At 73.1% G+C, this 15,857-nt stretch carries 12 protein-coding genes, 1 other RNA gene and 2 pseudogenes; 7 read left to right on the top strand and 8 right to left on the bottom strand.

Translation table 11 applies throughout. From position 1 onward, the window contains the following. Window positions 1-114 precede the first annotated feature (114 nt). Together IEY94_RS06275 and IEY94_RS06270 are read right to left on the bottom strand one after the other, a co-directional pair. Entirely contained in the window at window positions 115-1,542 is a 1,428-nt protein-coding gene (locus IEY94_RS06275) for an RNB domain-containing ribonuclease (protein WP_189169087.1), read from the bottom strand. Window positions 1,543-1,604: 62 nt separating this feature from the next. Then, a complete protein-coding gene (locus tag IEY94_RS06270; RefSeq protein ID WP_189169086.1) occupies window positions 1,605-2,630 on the bottom strand; it encodes a hypothetical protein in 1,026 nt (341 codons plus the stop codon). 1,253 nt (window positions 2,631-3,883) lie between these two features. Between IEY94_RS06270 and IEY94_RS06265 the strand changes: the two genes are divergently transcribed. The 3 genes from IEY94_RS06265 to IEY94_RS06255 all read left to right on the top strand — a co-directional run bounded on the left by IEY94_RS06265 (window position 3,884) and on the right by IEY94_RS06255 (window position 8,042). Then, window positions 3,884-5,290 (top strand): hypothetical protein, encoded by a 1,407-nt coding sequence (locus IEY94_RS06265; protein WP_189169085.1) that lies wholly within the window; start codon window positions 3,884-3,886, stop codon window positions 5,288-5,290. Further along, window positions 5,287-6,942, top strand: a complete 1,656-nt coding sequence (locus IEY94_RS06260) for a D-glucuronyl C5-epimerase family protein (protein ID WP_189169084.1) — start codon at window positions 5,287-5,289, stop codon at window positions 6,940-6,942. Before IEY94_RS06265 ends, IEY94_RS06260 begins: the two co-directional genes overlap by 4 nt. A 158-nt stretch (window positions 6,943-7,100) precedes the next feature. Next, a complete protein-coding gene (locus IEY94_RS06255; RefSeq protein ID WP_229783367.1) occupies window positions 7,101-8,042 on the top strand; it encodes a protein phosphatase 2C domain-containing protein in 942 nt (313 codons plus the stop codon). Here IEY94_RS06255 and IEY94_RS06250 read toward each other — a convergent pair. Further along, the gene (locus IEY94_RS06250) at window positions 7,948-9,039 is read right to left on the bottom strand and encodes a hypothetical protein (RefSeq protein WP_189169083.1); all 1,092 of its coding nucleotides are present in this window, start codon (window positions 9,037-9,039) and stop codon (window positions 7,948-7,950) included. The genes IEY94_RS06255 and IEY94_RS06250 overlap by 95 nt on opposite strands. 387 nt (window positions 9,040-9,426) lie before the next feature. Between IEY94_RS06250 and IEY94_RS06245 the strand changes: the two genes are divergently transcribed. After that, entirely contained in the window at window positions 9,427-9,960 is a 534-nt protein-coding gene (locus IEY94_RS06245; RefSeq protein ID WP_189169082.1) for a beta/gamma crystallin family protein, read from the top strand. Window positions 9,961-10,041: 81 nt separating this feature from the next. Here IEY94_RS06245 and IEY94_RS06240 read toward each other — a convergent pair whose 3' ends face one another. The 4 genes and pseudogenes from IEY94_RS06240 to IEY94_RS06225 form a co-directional block, all read right to left on the bottom strand. Then, a complete protein-coding gene (locus IEY94_RS06240) occupies window positions 10,042-10,245 on the bottom strand; it encodes a hypothetical protein (RefSeq protein ID WP_189169081.1) in 204 nt (67 codons plus the stop codon). Between the two features lie 1,065 nt (window positions 10,246-11,310). Further along, on the bottom strand, window positions 11,311-11,955 hold the full coding sequence (locus tag IEY94_RS06235; protein ID WP_189169080.1) for a hypothetical protein: 645 nt from the start codon (window positions 11,953-11,955) through the stop codon (window positions 11,311-11,313). A 532-nt stretch (window positions 11,956-12,487) separates the two neighbouring features. Further along, entirely contained in the window at window positions 12,488-12,751 is a 264-nt protein-coding gene (locus tag IEY94_RS24265; RefSeq protein WP_189169079.1) for a phage major capsid protein, read from the bottom strand. Between the two features lie 40 nt (window positions 12,752-12,791). Beyond that, window positions 12,792-13,292, bottom strand: a pseudogene (locus IEY94_RS06225) (phage major capsid protein); the annotation flags it as partial. 384 nt (window positions 13,293-13,676) lie between these two features. Here IEY94_RS06225 and IEY94_RS24260 point away from each other — a divergent pair. Both IEY94_RS24260 and IEY94_RS24255 read left to right on the top strand, forming a co-directional pair. Then, window positions 13,677-13,853, top strand: a pseudogene (locus tag IEY94_RS24260) (tyrosine-type recombinase/integrase); the annotation flags it as partial. A 187-nt stretch (window positions 13,854-14,040) separates the two neighbouring features. Further along, window positions 14,041-14,232 (top strand): tyrosine-type recombinase/integrase, encoded by a 192-nt coding sequence (locus tag IEY94_RS24255; RefSeq protein WP_373291221.1) that lies wholly within the window; start codon window positions 14,041-14,043, stop codon window positions 14,230-14,232. A gap of 140 nt (window positions 14,233-14,372) precedes the next feature. Here the strand turns inward: IEY94_RS24255 and rnpB are convergent. Then, an RNA gene (gene rnpB / locus IEY94_RS06210) (RNase P RNA component class A) lies at window positions 14,373-14,754 on the bottom strand. Between the two features lie 301 nt (window positions 14,755-15,055). On the opposite strand from rnpB, the gene IEY94_RS06205 reads away from it, so the two are divergent. Next, entirely contained in the window at window positions 15,056-15,793 is a 738-nt protein-coding gene (locus IEY94_RS06205) for a sulfite exporter TauE/SafE family protein (RefSeq protein ID WP_189169077.1), read from the top strand. The last annotated feature ends 64 nt before the right edge of the window (window positions 15,794-15,857 follow it).

Genomic DNA, 15,857 nt, shown 5'->3' with positions numbered 1-15,857 from the left:
CTGCCCCGGGCCGCCGCCGCCCGCCCGGGCCGCCGCGGCAGCACTGCTAGCGGCGGCGCTGCCGGGCGGCGGCGGTGTCCGCGGCGGCGCCCCGGCCGGGCCGCGGGCGGCGGGTCAGGCGGCGGTGAACAGGATCTCGCGCCGGTCCGGGTCCGCGACCGCCAGCCGGACCGACGTCCGCTCCCCCAGCGGCAGCGGCCCGCGGCAGCGCGCCCGCACCGGCGGGTCGGCGATCGCCACCACCCCGCCGGGCTCGCGCGGCGCCCCGCCGGCCCGCGGCTCGTCCACGTCCAGCACCGTCGCGTCGAACAGCTCCCCCACCCGGTCCCGCAGCGCCACCGCCTCGGCGAGGTCGACGGCGCCGCGCGCCGCCGCGCCGGACCGCCGCCCGGCGGCCGACATCACCGCCGGCAGTTGCGGCAGCGCCGTCCGGGCCCAGTCGGGTACCGGGCGGCCGGCGTGCAGGGCCAGGCAGACCTCGGTGGCGTACCGGTCGGCCAGCCGGCGCAGCGGGGCCGTCACGTGCGCGTACGGCACGCCCACGCCCGCGTGGCCGGGTTCGGCCGGCGGCGGCCCGTCGAACGCCGTGTACCCGGCCCCGCGCAGCAGCTCCGCGGCGTGGTCGAGGAACGCGGCGCCGCGCGGGCTGCCGGCGTCGGCGGCGTGCACGACCGCGCCGACGGGAGTGCCCGCCGGCCAGTCGATGCCCAGCGCCGCGGCGGCCGTGCGCAGCCGGTCCACGGCGGCGGGCGCGGGCGCGGGCATCGTGCGGAGCAGGCCGACGCCGCCGGTGAGCATGACGCCGGCGGCGACCGTACCGGTGAGCAGGGAGATCTGCGCGTTGTACTCCTCGACCGGCGCCGGCGCCCGCAGCGTCAGCCGCCACGAGTCGCCGTCGGCGACCAGCTCCTGCTCGGGTACCGGCAGCGAGATCGCCCCGCGCTGGATCGCGGTGTCGATCAGCAGCGCACCGAGGTCGGGCAGCGCGCGCAGGGGTTCGGGGAGCGTACCGGCGTCGGCGGCGGCCTGGACGCCCCGGTAGTCGAGCCGGGCCCGGCTGCGCACCAGCGCGCGCTCGATCCGGAAGTCGGTGACGGTCGCGTCGGCGGCCAGCGCGATCGTCCACAGCACGGCCGGGCGGGTGACGTCGGGCAGCAGGCTCGCGGCGCCCTCGCTCAGCTCGACGGGGTGCAGCGGCACGTTCCCGTCCGGCAGGTACACCGTCTCGCCGCGCTGCCGGCTCTCCACGGCCACGGGGTCGTCCGGGGCGACGAAGAACGGGACGTCGGCGATGGCGTACCGCACGAGGTACCCGCCGCCGGGCCGGCGGTCGAGCCACAGCGCCTGGTCGAGGTCCCGCGCGCCGGCGGGGTCGACGGTGACGAACGGCACGTCCGTCCGGTCGACCGGGGCGGCGGGCGGCCGGGCGGCGGCCGCCGCGGCCGCGGCGCGGACGGGTGGCGGGAAGTCGCTCGGCAGGTCGAGCTCCCGGCGGAGCGCGCCGAAGTCGAGCCGGGGCGCCCGGAGACGTCTGATCAGCACTGGTCCGTTGTATCAGTGCCGGGTCCCGGGCGCCGAGCGGCCGGTCTGCGGCGCGCCCCGCCTCAGCGTGCGGAGCGGCGGGCCACCGTGCGCCGAGCGGCCGTGCTGCCGCGCCGCACCGCGGTGCGGGTGGCCGACTGGCGGCGGCTGCTGGTCCGGCCGGCCGGCGCGCGCCGGCTGCCGTTGGCCCGGGTGGGCGTGGGGCGGGCGGAGGTACGGGCCGTGCTGCGTCCGCCAGCCGTCTTGGCGGCGGCTCGCGAGCCGGTCGCCTTCTTCGCCGCCGTGCTCTTGCGCGCGGTGGTCTTGCGGGCCGTGGTGGCCTTCGCCGCGGTGCTCTTGCGGGCGGTGGTGGCCCGACCGGCGGTGGTGGCCTTCTTGGCCGCCGTCGACCGGGTCGCGGTCTTCTTCGCGCCGGTGGTGGCCTTGCGGGCCGTACCGGCGGCCGCGGTCCTGCGGGCCGTGGTGGCCTTCGCGGCGGTGCTCTTGCGCGCGGCGGTCTTCTTCGCCGCCGTCGCGCGGGTGGTGGTGGCCTTGCGGGCCGTGGTGGCCTTGCGGGCCGTGGTGGCCTTGCGGGCCGTGGTGGCCTTCGCCGCGGTGGTCTTGCGCGCGGTCGTGGCCTTGCGGGTCGTGGTCGCCTTGCGCGCGGTCGTCGTGGCCTTGCGGGCCGTCGTGGCCTTGCGGGCGGTGGTGGTGGCCTTCTTCGCCGCGGTGGTCTTGCGCGCGGTGGTGGTCTTCTTCGCCGCGGTCTTGCGCGGCGTCGAGGCGGCCGCGGTCTTGCGCGCGGTCGTCGTGCGCGCCGTCGACTTCGCCGCGGTCGTCTTGCGCGCGGTCGTCGCCTTGCGGGCGGTGGTGGTGGCCTTCTTCGCCGCGGTGGTCTTGCGCGCGGTGGTCTTCTTGGCCGGGCTCGCGGCGGCCTTCTTCGTGGTGGTCTTCTTCGCCGCGGCCGACGTGGTCGACTTGCGCGCCGTGGTCTTCTTCGCGGCGGCCGGCTTGCGCGTGGTCGCCTTGGCAGTGGTACCAGCGGTCGTCTTCTTCACCGTGGCCTTCTTGGCCGCGGGGCGAGTCGCCGCCTTGCGTGCTACCGCCATGTCGTTTCCCTCCTTGCGATTCTTTGACGGATCGCCCCGGATACGTCGGGCGATGAAATGAGCACCGGCGAACGCCAGGCTCAGGCGTCCTCCCCGGCCCACCGCGCGTCCCCGGCCCGCGGGGCCGTGGTGCGGACGCGTCCCGGGACCCGCTCAGCCTCAACCGCGTTCGCGAACGGGCCGGGCCCGCCGGCGCACGAATCGGCGTCGGATTCGACACGGAGTCGGCGTACGCACCACACGTACGACACGCCACTCCCGCTAAGGCTCATGACCACACTGTGCACGGCGAAAGCACCACGCGCTGCCGATTCACACAAATTGTCGGGCGCTTCTACATTAGAAGCGATTCACCGCCGCTCGGCATTCGCCGGGTAATTGCGCGACAGCGGGCCCGGGAGCACTCATCGGGGCCTGCGGCCGCCACTCCGGACCACCCCGGCCGAAGCACTCGGGAAGTGGGGTGTGGAGCGCGAAAAACGGGGCACCGACGCGGAATTCCCGGCCGGAACCACCCCTTCACCCGCGCCACGACGGACGGAACGGCAAGCGCGGCGCGGCGGGTACGGGCACAGCTTGCGCGGCGAGCGATGACCCGCGCCGTCCGGCCGGGGTGCACCGGCGGCGGGGGTTGCTCCGGCGGCCCGAACGCGCAGCCACACCGGTGTGCGCCGCAGTAAGACAGTCCCGGCCGCCGTCGGTGACCGCGGGCGCTGGTTCCCGGTGTGCCGGTGGCAGCGCACGGCGTACCCGACCGCACGTCGGTGCCCGCGGTAGGCGCCGGGGCCCGGCCCGAGCGACCGAGCCCGGGTGCCGAGCGCCACCGCGGAGCAAGACCCCTACCGACCACCCAACCCAACGTGACCATGGGGACAGAGACCTTATAGGAGCCGAATTCGGTCGCTGGCCTCATGTTGATCACCGAATCTGCGGTGGGTGGGCGGCGGTGCGCGGCGGTGGCGGCGGCCGGGAGCGTGCAGCGGCGGCGCCCGGCTGGCGGTGCGACGGCGACGGCTGCGGGTGGCGGCGGTGTTACAGCTACCATCGCGCGCGGCGGGCGGCACGCGGCACCGGTCGGACGGTTGGGGCGGGGCGGGCGGGTGGGGCCGGTGTTGTCGGTGTGTCGGGGTTATGGCGTGTCGAGGGTCCGAAACTCTACTGACCTCCCGGTATTTGCAAAATGGCCGATAAATGGCACATTTGCTCGTTAGCGTGTGAATCAGCCAACCGGTCGAATGAGGCTTCGAGGGACGATGGACAAGCGAGCGGTAGCCGCAGTCACGACGCTGGCCGCACTGGCCGGCATCACGGTGGTGGCCGGTACGGCGCCCACCACCCCGGAGCCGGCGGCTGCGCCGCCGGCCGAACCCCCACCCAGCACGATCGCGCGCTGGCGCCCGCTGGCCGCGCGGGCACCCGTCCGGCCCGTCCTCGCCGGGCAGTCGACGATCGCGCTGCCCACCGACGGGGCGTACCCGGTCCGCCGGCTGCCCTGGAGCCGGCGCAGCGCGGTCGCCGACCGCGTGACCACGGCCTTCCCCGCCCGTACGGTCACCGGGGTCTGCACGGACCCCGACCTCGGCCCCGGCGGCGACGCGCTCGCGGCGGCGCGGTGCGGCCAGGCCATGTGGAACAACCACCGGCTGACCGGCGCGCAGACCTGGCTGGACCAGGCGGTCGTGCAGGGCGAGTGGCTGCTGGCGCGGCACCGCGGGTACGGCGAGGCGTGGTTCCACCCACGGACCGTGCGCGGCACCGGCGGCCGGCCGAGCATCCGCTACTCCGGGCTGGTCCAGGGTGAGGCGCTGACGCTGTTCGCCCGGCTGGCCGGCACGACCGCGCAGCCGCGCTGGCGGGCGGCGGCCGAGGGGACGTTCGCGGCCCTGCTCGTCCCCCCGCGCCCCGGCCGCCCGGCGACCGGCACGCTGCGCGCCGGCCGGCTGTGGCTGGACGCCGAGCCGGACCCGGCCGCGGCGCTCGAACGGCACATCGAGGCGCTGACCGGCGCGTACGAGCTGTGGCGGGTCACCGCCGACCCGCGGGCGCTGCGGGTGGTCCGGGCGGCGCTGTCGACGGTCCACGGCGTGCTCGCCGCCGACCGCGGCCTCGCCACCGCCGCGCTCACCCCGCACCTGCTCTACCTGGCGGAGCTGACCGGGCGGGTCGGCTTCGGCCTGGCCGCGGCCCGGGCCTGGACGGGCGCCGGCGGCACCGGCGGCACGGTGCTGCTGCGCGGCGCGGTGCCGGGGTACGTGCTGCGCGGCGGGCGCCCGGTCCGCGCCGGTACCGTGCGCTTCTCCCCCGCGGCCCGGGTGCCGCTGGCCTGGCGCGGGCGGGTGCCCGGCTCGGCGGCGGTGTGGCTGCGGGTGCGCGGCGGGCCGCTGCGCGGCCGGTTCGTGCCCGAGCTGCCCGGCACCGCGTACGTGCGCGGCGCGCTCGCCCCGCTGGACCTGCGCCCGACGGTCACGGTCGGCGTCCGCAAGGGCACCCGCCTGCTGGCCGGCGGCCACGCGGGCGTCACCGCGGGCGGGACCGCGCGGGCGACCGCCCGGGCGACGATCGACCGGGTGGCGACGATCGGCGGCACCCCGTGCGGCCGGCTCGCCGGCGGGCAGCCGCACGCCGGCCGCTGGATCGCCCTGTCGCTGGTGACGGCGTGAGCGCCGGCCGCCGGTTCGCCGCCCCGGCCGCGGCCGCGCTCGCGGCCGTGCTGGCCGCCGGTACGCTCGCCGCCCCGCCGCCGCGCCCCGCCGCCGCGGGCCCGGCCGCCGGCGCGGCGGGCGGCGCCGACCCGGCCGCCCGCGACCCGCTGACCGTGGACCCGCTGACCCTGGACCCGGACGCGGCGTCCGGCCCGTTCGTGGACGACCCGCCGCTGCTGCCCGACGGCGCCGAGCCGGGCTGGCCGGACGCCACCGGCGACGCGCCGCTGGCCGGGCCGCTGGCGGCGGTCCCGCGGTACCCGGCGGCGCTGCGGCCGTCGGCGGTGAACGTGGCCCGGGCGCGGACGTACCCGTTCAGGGTGCGGGCCGGCTGGCAGGCGCAGATCGTGGCGCGCTCCGGCGTGGTGACGACGTTCCCGCACCTGACGCCGTCCGGCGTCTGCATGGACGTGCGCACCGACCCGGACCGCCCGCACCCGCTGTTCGCCGCCCGCTGCGGCCAGTCCATGTGGATCAACTACCGCAGGACCGGCACCCTGGTCTGGCTGGACCGGGCCAGGAAGCAGGCGGACTGGCTGATCGGCAGCCGGGTCGAGTACGACGGCGGCTGGTTCTACCCGTACCGGTGGAACCACGTGCTGGCCGCCAGCCGGACCAAGCCCGCGGTGACACTGCGCGCGCCCTGGTACTCGGGCATGGCGCAGGCGGTGGCGCTGAGCCTGTTCTCCCGGCTCGCGGCCACCACCGGCGAGGTGAAATACCGGACCGCCGCCCGGCGCACCTTCACGTCGCTGCTGGTCACCCCGCGCGTCCGGCGGCCGTGGTCGTCGCTGATCCACAACGGGTACTGGTGGATCGAGGAGGCCGCGTTCACCCACGTCGCGGCCGGCGACCGGATCTTCAACGGGCACAACTCCGGCGTCCAGGCGCTGTACGACTACTGGCTGCTCACCCGGGCCGGGCTGGCGCTGCGGATGCTGCGCGCCGGCGCCTACACCTCGCTGGTGTACGGCGGGGTGCTGCGCCGGCCGTACTGGCGGTCGTACTACGACGACTGGCGGCGCGGGGACTCGTTCAAGTACCACACGATGCACGTCCAGCAGCTCCTGCTGCTCGGGGAGATGACCGGGCACGCGGCGTTCGCCCGGGCGGCGCTGCGGCTGTGGGGCGACGTGCAGGACAACCTGCGCACCGGGACGATCACCCTGCGCGGGGCGGTCCGGGTGTACAAGCTGGTGGGCGGCAAGCTCAGTTTCGTCCGGATCGCCCGGTTCAGCCGACCGTCGTCGGCGCCGCTGGAGCGGCGGTACCGGATCTCCGGCTCGCCGTACATGTGGCTGAACGTGAAGGCGGGCAGCCTGCGCGGGCTGTACGTGGCCGAGCGGCCGGGGTACGTCTACGTCCGCGGCCTGGTCAGCGCGCTCGGCCTGCGCATCCGGATGGTGACCCGGGCGCGGCAGGCGCGGATCCGCTACTACGCGTACGCCCCGGCGACCGGCGCGCTCACCGGCACCGACCGGACGGGGGCGGCCGGGCGGCCCATCGCGGTGTACCAGTTCGCCATCATCGCCGGCGTGCCGCACTACCGGGTGGCGCCGGGGCAGCCGGGCGAGGGCGACTGGCTGACGCTGTCCCAGATCACCGGCTGACGGGCGGCGCGGCGGGCCGGCGGCGGCGGGCGAGGGGCCGCGGTACCGGCGCGGCGGGCGAGGGCGGCGCCCACGGCGGATGGATCGGTGGCCGACGCCGCCGCCGACCGCACCCGCGCCGGCGGCCACGCCCGCACGGCATCGCGCAGAATGGGGCGGTGGACCCCCGAACCGGACCGGCCGCCCCCGACCGGGGCCCGGCCCGCCGCGTGGTCGCGGCCACCGCGCCCGGCACCCCCGGCACGCCCAACGAGGACTGGTACCGCGCCACCGCCGACCTGGTCGTCGTCCTCGACGGCGTCACCGCCCGCACCGCCACCGGCTGCCGGCACGGCGTCCCCTGGTACGCCGCCCGCCTCGGCGCGGCCCTGGCCCGGCACGCCGCCGACCCGGCCACCCCGCTCCCCCGCGCGCTCGCGGCGGCGATCGCCGCCGCGGCCGCCGCGCACCCCGACTGCGACCCGCACCACCCCGGCGCCCCCGCCGCGGCCGTCGCCGTCCTGCGCCTCGGCCCGGCCGCGGTCGAGTACCTGGTCCTGGGCGACGCGACAGTGGTTCTGGACACCGGCGGCGCCCCCGCGGTCGTCCACGACGACCGGGTGGCCGGCACGGCCGCCGCGGAGCGCGCGGCGGCCGACCGCCTCCCGCCCGGCCCGGCGAAGCGGGCGGCCCTGGTCCGGATGAAGCACGCCGAGCTGGCCGCCCGCAACACCCCCGGCGGTTACTGGATCGCCGCCGCCGACCCGGCCGCCGCCGCGCACGCCCGCACCGGCGCCCGCCCGGCCGCGGCGCTGCGCCGGGCGGCCGTGCTCACCGACGGCGCCGCCCGCGCGGTGACGCCGTTCGGCCTGCTGAACTGGCCCGGCGCCCTCGACCTGCTCGACCGCGCGGGCCCGGCCGCCCTGCTCGGGCGGGTCCGGGCGGCCGAGGCGGCCGACCCGGCCGGCGCCCGCTGGCCGCGCAACAAGCCCGGCGACGACGCCACCGCGGCGTTCGTGGGAGCGGTCAGGGGTACAGCTCCTGCGGGTTCGTGCAGCCGCGGGCGGTCCGCAGGTACTGGATCTCGTCCAGCAGGTGGGGCTGCCGGACCAGCTCGGTGACCTGGCCGCTGTCCGGCTCCATGCCGGGGAAGTCGGTCTTGAGGTACACCCACGAGCGGCCCCACAGGCTCAGCACGAGGTCCTGCCAGGCCCGGTTGTCGAGCAGGTACTTGTGCTGGGCGGGCTGCTCGACCCGGATCTTGCGCAGGTACCGCTCGACCCACCACAGGTAGGTCAGCAGCGCGTGCCGGTCGCTGGACCGGCCCGAGGAGTTGCCGGTGCGGGTGTAGTGGGCGACGGCGAAGGAGTTGATGTACTGGTTCCACTCCTCGACCAGCGAGTTGAACCCCTGGTCGCCGGAGTCGAACTTGCTGTCGGCCGGGTCGCCGTTGAGGTACGTCTCGGCGTAGTTCTTGTCGGTACCGTGGCTGCCGGAGCCGAACTCTCTGCTGGTGGTGATCGTGCCGCGCTGGGACGGCGGGCGCTTCTTGTTCTCGTCGTCGGCGAGCAGCAGCGACCGTTCGAGGGAGTACATCGGGCTGGACGACGTGGTCTTGCGGCCGTGCATGCCGGGCGCGGTGAAGGCGACGTCGGTGCCGGACCGGGTGCGGGTGACGTAGTACCAGTTCTGCGGGGTGCTCTTGTCGATGCCGTGGCCGATCTCGTGCACGACGGTGCCGAGCGACCCGAGGACCTGGGGGGCGCTGTCCTTCCAGTGCAGCCACCGGTCCACGGCGGCCTTGCCGCCGCCCTGCTCGATGATCCGGTTCCCGGTCGGGTACCGGCGGGACAGCACGCCGGTGATGAACGCCATGTAGTTGTTCTTGCTGTACCCCTTGATCAGATCCTGGATGTCGGGCAGCTCGGACGGCTGCCGGAAGTCCTCCACGGTGAGGATGTGCGCGCCGTCGGCACAGTTCCGGTCGACGAGGACGGTCGCCGCCGGGCGGGCGGCGCCGGGGCGGGCGGCTTGTGCGGCCCGGGCCGGGACCGGGGTCAGCAGGCCGGCGGCGGTGGCCGCGGCGACGGCGGCGGTGGCCGCGCGATGAATACGCATGGGTGCTCCTTCATCCGCGAGGGTGGTCGCGGCGGGGAGGGACGCCCGCACCGCGCGCGGAATGCCCGGAAGCTAGCAACCCATCGATGTCACTGGATGTCTTCCGGTTCACCTTGAACGTTCCGCCCTGTTCACAGTTCTTGATTCGCCGGCCTTGCCCACGGCTCCACCTGGTGGTGTGCCATTCCACCCCGGCCCGGCAGGACCCGGCAGCCGGCTGTTCCCGGTGATCGGTGCGGCCGCGCGGTGCGACCGGATATTCGTCGGTCCGACCATTGACGGGTCCCGCCCCGGCGTGCTCCGCCGCTGCCATGCTCGGACCTGAAGGCGCCGGCGCGACCGCCCGGAGCCAACGGAGTCCACGGGGGGAACGACATGCTCCACAAGATGATCACCGGAATCGCCCTGGCCGGCCTGGGTACGGCGCTGCTGGCCGCCCCGGCGGCGGCCGCGGGTACGCGGCACTGCGTCACCGACGGCACCGACCTGACCTGCTACGCCGACTTCCGCACGGCCCTGACCGCCGCCACGGCCGGCCGCATCGCGGACGCGCCGAGCGGCGCCCACGCCGCCGCGGCCGACGACGGCCTGGTCGCCCGGCTCGACAAGCTGGGCCGGGACCGGGCGGCCGCCCGTATCGTCGTCGGGATCTCGTTCGCCGGCGAGGACTTCAGCGGCAGCAGCCTCACCCACACCCGCGGCTTCGCCTGCGACGACCCGACCTCGCCGGTCGAGCACGTGCTGAACGTGATGCCGGACGGGTGGAACGACGAGGTGGAGTCCTTCCGGACGTACGCGAACTGCTGGGCGCGGTACTACGAGCACTCGAACCGGACGGGGTCGCGGTACGGATACGTGGAGCAGGCCGCGGAACTGCCCGACTGGCTCGACGACGAGGTCAGCTCCATCGAGTGGTCGTAGAAAGGCGATCCGCTCGCGCGGTCCGGTGACAACCCATGCGGCCGAACGAACCCGATTCGTTCGGCCGCATGCTCGATATCGTTACTCACCGCCGCGACCCTGTTGCCGGTCGCGTGCAACGGCGTTGGCGAGTAGCTCGGCAATGATACCGAGGTCGTCGCTGGTGAGATCGGCGCCGCCGCTCCGGTGGATCCATCGCAGCGCCTCGCCCCCGCGACGATCCAGCCACAGTCGAGAAACCTTGGCCGTCGACACCCTGATGGGGCCGGTCAACGCCTTGATCATGGCTATGGCCCGGTGGGTGGCGGACGAGTCGGTCTGTACGCCGGACTCAGGACGGCCGTTTTGGGAGCCTTCTCCTCCCATCCGGCAGGGTGGCGTTTCCCAGCTCAGAGGCCATGTAGGCGACCAGTGGTCGTTGCGGAAGCCTCAGGTTTGGCGCCGGTTCCGGCCCCTCGTGTGCGTCGATGTTGTATCAACTCGGCGAAGGGTGACCGACATGGCGTGCTACGGCGACTGCGACCACAACAAGAATGTGACCGAGGCCGACCTGCTCGACTTCCGGGTGATCGAAGACAACCCGCGCGGCATGACGACCGTGGCCTACACCCTGGCGTGCGGCCCGGTCATGGAGATGACCTGGCCCGACGGCCGGCGGCTCGTCTTCCGCCCGAAATCCTCGGAGCGGACTTCGTCCCGGAGGAGCCCGTGTCCGCGTAGGCGGCCCGCGACACCCCTGAGGGTGCCCTGGGCGCCCCAGAACCACCGCCCCCCATCTGGGACCTACGGGTCCTGGGTGGGGGCCTTTTTTCGTGCCCGGATTAGCCCCGAGGGAGCGCGGGAGGCGGAGCCTCCCCGGACTCAATGGGGACAGAGGTCCCGGAGAGTCTCATTGGGGCCGCCTCATGTCTGCGACGTACTGCGTCCCTTCGGTGCCGGTCATCGAGATCCTGACCTCTGTTCCCTTCTGGATCGTCCCCAGATCCGAGGTCAACCTTCCGTCAGCGCACGGGTGATCCCAGATACGCGGCGCTCCGTCAAGCTCAACCTTTGCGACCACGCGACCGCGGTCGCACTCCAGTCGGAAGGTTAGATGCTGGGTGCGCGAGGGCCTCGTCACGTCCGTGACTTGGCTGGGGAGACCGCCGATGGTCATCCAAAACGTGCTGTCCCCCTTGGTGATTCGAGACGACCAAGACGCCGACGGAGTCGGCAACGAGTCATCAGGGGTCGGCGTCGTGGCAGGGATACTGGGCGCAGCCGTCGGGATAACTCCTGGCGACGGGTCGTCGCCACATGCCGTAAGCAGGAGCAGTGGCCCGGCGACCATGGCGGCGCATCGTGTGTTGATCACGCCTTCAAGTATGGTCGACCGTCGTTGCACTGCGCCGGCCGGGAGCCCAGCGACGTTTTCGACGACCACGTGCACCACCCGATACCCTTACTGCGAGCTGACACGTAGGTCGTCAGTAGCTTGCGGTTGATCTTCTTGCATGTCCGTGCGGCGAGTTGGTACTTCTCGCCGGTCACGACGAACCGCGCGCGGCCCCAGTACGCGTTTCCCCACCGCTTCGCGCCGACATTGACGGACGCCTTATAGGACGCGTTGACGCCGATCTTCGCCTGGATCGTGTGGTCTAACTTCGCCTGAAGGGTGGCGACGATGACGCTGCCCTCGCCCGAGACTCCGATGCTATGCCCGATAGACAGCTCTCCACTCACACCTGCGATCAGCTCGTGGTTTCCCTTGTCATCGAACCAGCTCGTGAAGTTCGGGCCGACACGCCCCATGCGGTCACCGAACTTCTTCTTCTTGTTGTAGATCCATTGCCCCACACAATCAGGATCACCGGCCACGTGCTCGGGCGACTGCTCGTCGGGTAGGTCTTCGCCTTCCGGGCCTACGGCGCTCGGGTCTTCCCAATCGGCCGGGACACCCGAGTCCGGCTCGTCGCCAGCCTCGATGATCACGTAAGGCTCGTCGCCGTCGGTCACGGTGGTAACCCGCGGAGCGGCGGACGCAGACGCTACGTGAGGGGGCACCGCCACCGTCATCGCGGCAGCCAAGGCTACCGCACCCGCGAGGCGCCGTGCTGATCTACGCATCCTCATCCTTCCGTCGGAGGTTGACGGGTGCGGATGCTACGTACGCGAACCTGCTGTCGGGACTGGACTGTCGCCTACCTGACAACAGGATCACTGTCCGTCGCGCACCATTGAGGCGCCTGGGGGGTGGTTGCGGGCCTGGAAACGCAAAGGGCCCCCTCCCTGGGTGCCGGGTGTTGGGGAAATCACCCGGAGCCCAAAGAGGGGGCGCCATGCACGGACCGGAACCGAAACGGTCCGTGACTTCCCCTACCCGGTCCGAGGCCCCCCTTTGCGCGCCGGGCGGAGAGGGGGAGGTACGTCCAGCGAACAGGGGGCCGTTGGGGCACTTCCGAAGTGCGGGGCGAGTGGCCGCGCCAGGGGAGAGTGCCGGTGGCAACCCGAGGTCGGCGGTAGGGGGCCGATCCCGGGCGGTCAGTGCTCAGGTAGCGGAAGCCTGGACCCATTGGACCGAGGTCGCCTCGGCGACGACGAGGCCCGCGGCCCGGGTGGTCAGGCGGATGCCGACCACATCCTCACCGAAGTACGCGTCTTCGCTCACCTTCAGGGCGACATCCGAGCGGATCCCGAAGAAGACCCGCGACGCGTCGGCGACGATCACCGATCGCACCGGGAGGTGCGATGAGACCAGGAGCGGAAGTCCCTGGGCGGTGTTCGCCGGGCCTGAGGCGGCGCTGTTCGCCATGTAGGCGCCCGAACTGCCGTTCGCGCTCCTTGCGGAGCGCCTTCGCCATGTCCGGCGAGCACCACACGACGGTTGCGGCGGCCCCGGTCGCCTCGATATCGGCGACGGCGTCCACCACGTTGTCCCACTTGACCGTGGTGTTGCCCGTCGCGAGGGAGGTCTTCGTGTGCTGACCGGTGGCGGTCAGGCCCTTGATTGCATCCGAGGTGGCGGCGCCGAAGCAGTCCTTATCGATCTTCGTCCGGACATCCCGAATCATCGTGTCGGCGATGATGGCACGGAGGGCAACCGCGGTGTCCGCCAGCACCTCGTTGGATGCCTTGTGGAGCGTGGCGTACTTGTGCGGGGCCATCTCCGGACCCGCCCAGGTAGTGTCACCCTCGGTGATCGCGGTCGCCTCAGGGGTCACGGCGGGCTCCGTGGAGACCGTGAGCTGCGGGAGGCGGAGACTGCCGGTCTCGAACGGGATGACGTTCAGGCCCGGGGCCGACAGGAAGGTGCTCCGTGCCCGGAGCTTCTCGATGATCTCCCCGCGGACGCGCGCGCCTACCGCGCCGAGGTAGAGTCCTCCCTGCGCACGGGTACCTACGTCGACCCGGGCGCAGGGAAGCTGACGGTGGAGCGGTACGCCGAGAAGTGGTTAGAGACGAAGCGGTCTGCCCGTCGACCCGGCACGGCCGACCGCTACGAGCACGCTATGCGTAAGCACGTTACCCGATCCTCGGCGCCCGACCGCTGGCTCCGTCCGCCGGTCCGATGTACAGGTATGGGTGAAATGACCGGAGCGGAGTGCTGGCGGCTTCCACGGTCAAGGTTACGTATGGCTTGTTGGCGAACCCTTTTCGCCTAGCCGTGTCGGATCGACTCATCACTCACTCACCGTGCGAGCGGATCGAGCTGCCCGCAGAAATCCCGGTGAGGGTTGGTGCCGCTGACGCCCGAGCAGGTTCGCGCCATCGCTGAGGCGATCAACCCTCGATATCGGGCACTAGTGCTGACGGCCGTGGGCACCGGACTCAGGATCAGTGAACTTCTCGGGTTGACCCTCGATCGGATCGACTTTGAGGCGGGCCGGGTCACCGTGGATCGACAGCTCACGGAGATGGCGAAGGGTGTGCCCGTCTTCGGGCCACCGAAGACAGCCAAGTCCCATCGGGACGTGCCGCTCGCGGCCACCTGGCGGCAGCGATCAAGCAACACGTTGAGGACTTCGGGACCGGACCTGAGGGTCTGGTGTTCACCAACAACGTCGGGAACCCGATCAAGAGGTCGGCCTTGTATGACCACGGTTGGAACGACGCCCTCGATGCGGCCGAGGTGCCGCATACCGGCTCCACACGCTGCGCCATACCTTTGCATCGATGCTGATTGCGGCCGGAGAGAACCCGAAGGCCATCCAGACGTGGCTGGGGCACGCCACAATCTCAGAGACGTTCGATACGTACGGCCACCTGTACCCGAGCACACGAAGGCTGCGATAGAGGCGGCTCTCGGCGGCACTGGTGCTGCTTAGCATGGGTGCAGTTCGGGTGACCTGGCCGGGGATGTTGCATCGCTGTTGCATCAAGACCAGACCTAGAGGCACGCAACACGAAAAACTGGCAGGTCAGGGGCTTGCGAGCGGACGAGTCGGTCTGTACGCCGGATTCTGTCCTCGGCTTGCGCCGAGGGGCGGTCATCCATCTCGGCCCGTCGTCGCCGACGGGCTCCAGCGGCCTACCCGCGAGCATCGGACGGGCCGTCCTCGAACGCTCGCGCGGGCCGCTCACGCGGCCCTTCTTGGCCTTGCTCCGGGTGGGGTTTACCTAGCCGCCCCGGTCACCCGGGGCGCTGGTGGGCTCTTACCCCACCGTTTCACCCTTACCGACCGAGGCCGGCGGTCTGTTCTCTGTGGCACTGTCCCGCGGGTCACCCCGGGTTGCCGTTGACAACCACCCTGCCCTGTGGAGTCCGGACGTTCCTCGGCAGCAGTTCCCCGCTGACGCGACCGCCCGACCGACTCGTCCGCCCCACCATCCTACGCACCCATCCGCTCCCGACCCGCGCCGACCGACCACCCGGCGGCCGCGGCCACCCACCTCGGGTCGCCGCGCGCCACCCGGGTCATAGTGCCGCCGACGTCACCGAGGTGACCACCGACCAGCCCGGCCACCACCAACGAATTCCCATGGCCCCGGCGAATCCACCGCCCCGAAGGCCCGACCCGAACCAACCCGCCCAGAATCAACCCACCCCGAGACCGCCACGCCACCCCGCCCCGCCGCACATGATCCCCATCCGCGGCGCAGTGGCAGGATCACCCGTATGGAGTGGGTGGTGATGGCGGTCGCGGCGCTCGCCGCCGGCGCGATCAACGCCGTCGCCGGTGGCGGTGGCCTGGTCCTCTTCCCCACGATGATCGCGCTGGGCTCCCCGCCCATCACCGCCAACGTCACCAACTCCGTCGCCCTCTTCCCCGGCTACCTCCCGGCCATCGCCAGCGGCCGCGCCGAACTGGTCGGCCAGACCCACCTGCGCCGCCTAGTGCCGACCGTCGTCGCCGGTACCCTCGCCGGCTGCGCGCTCCTCCTGCTCACCCCGGCCGCGGCGTTCGCCCTGGCCGCGCCCATCCTCGTCCTCGCCGCCACCGCCGCCATCGCCCTCCAGGATCGGCTGCGGGCCCTGTCCACCCGCACCCCGCACCCGGCCGCCGCGCACGTCGCGCTGTTCCTCACCGCCGTGTACGGCGGGTACTTCGGGGCCGCCGTCGGGCTGCTGCTCATCGCGGTTCTCGCGCTGACCACCGTCGAATCGTTGCACCGGATCAACGTCGGCAAGGCCGTGTTCCAGGCGGTCATCGCGGCCGTGACGGTGGTCGTTTTCGCCGTTTTCGGACCCGTGAACTGGGTGCATGTCGCCGTCCTCGCCCCGGCCGGCACGCTGGGCGGGTACCTGGGCGCGCGGGTCGCGCGGGTGCTGCCGGTGCGGGTGCTGCGGGTCGCGATCGTGATCTTCGGTACCGTCGCCGGCCTCGCCCTGCTGGTCGACCGCATCGGGCGGTGATCGGGCACGGAACGGACCGCGAACGGTATCGAGGGTGAACCCGCGCCGTTCGTAGTTTCGGGTG

Source organism: Pilimelia anulata (assembly GCF_014647895.1).
In the GTDB taxonomy this organism is placed as follows: domain Bacteria; phylum Actinomycetota; class Actinomycetes; order Mycobacteriales; family Micromonosporaceae; genus Pilimelia; species Pilimelia anulata.
The sequence above is the reverse complement of the archived record's forward strand: the minus strand, read 5'-3'. Positions and strand labels throughout refer to the sequence as shown.

Bases quoted from the DNA above. Each gene is read 5' to 3' on its own strand.
- IEY94_RS06270 (WP_189169086.1), bottom strand. From the start codon at position 2,630: ATGGCGGTAGCACGCAAGGCGGCGACTCGCCCCGCGGCCAAGAAGGCC.
- IEY94_RS06265 (WP_189169085.1), top strand. From the start codon at position 3,884: ATGGACAAGCGAGCGGTAGCCGCAGTCACGACGCTGGCCGCACTGGCC.
- IEY94_RS06250 (WP_189169083.1), bottom strand. From the start codon at position 9,039: ATGCGTATTCATCGCGCGGCCACCGCCGCCGTCGCCGCGGCCACCGCC.
- IEY94_RS06245 (WP_189169082.1), top strand. From the start codon at position 9,427: ATGATCACCGGAATCGCCCTGGCCGGCCTGGGTACGGCGCTGCTGGCC.
- IEY94_RS06240 (WP_189169081.1), bottom strand. From the start codon at position 10,245: ATGATCAAGGCGTTGACCGGCCCCATCAGGGTGTCGACGGCCAAGGTT.
- IEY94_RS24265 (WP_189169079.1), bottom strand. From the start codon at position 12,751: ATGGCGAACAGCGCCGCCTCAGGCCCGGCGAACACCGCCCAGGGACTT.
- IEY94_RS06205 (WP_189169077.1), top strand. From the start codon at position 15,056: ATGGAGTGGGTGGTGATGGCGGTCGCGGCGCTCGCCGCCGGCGCGATC.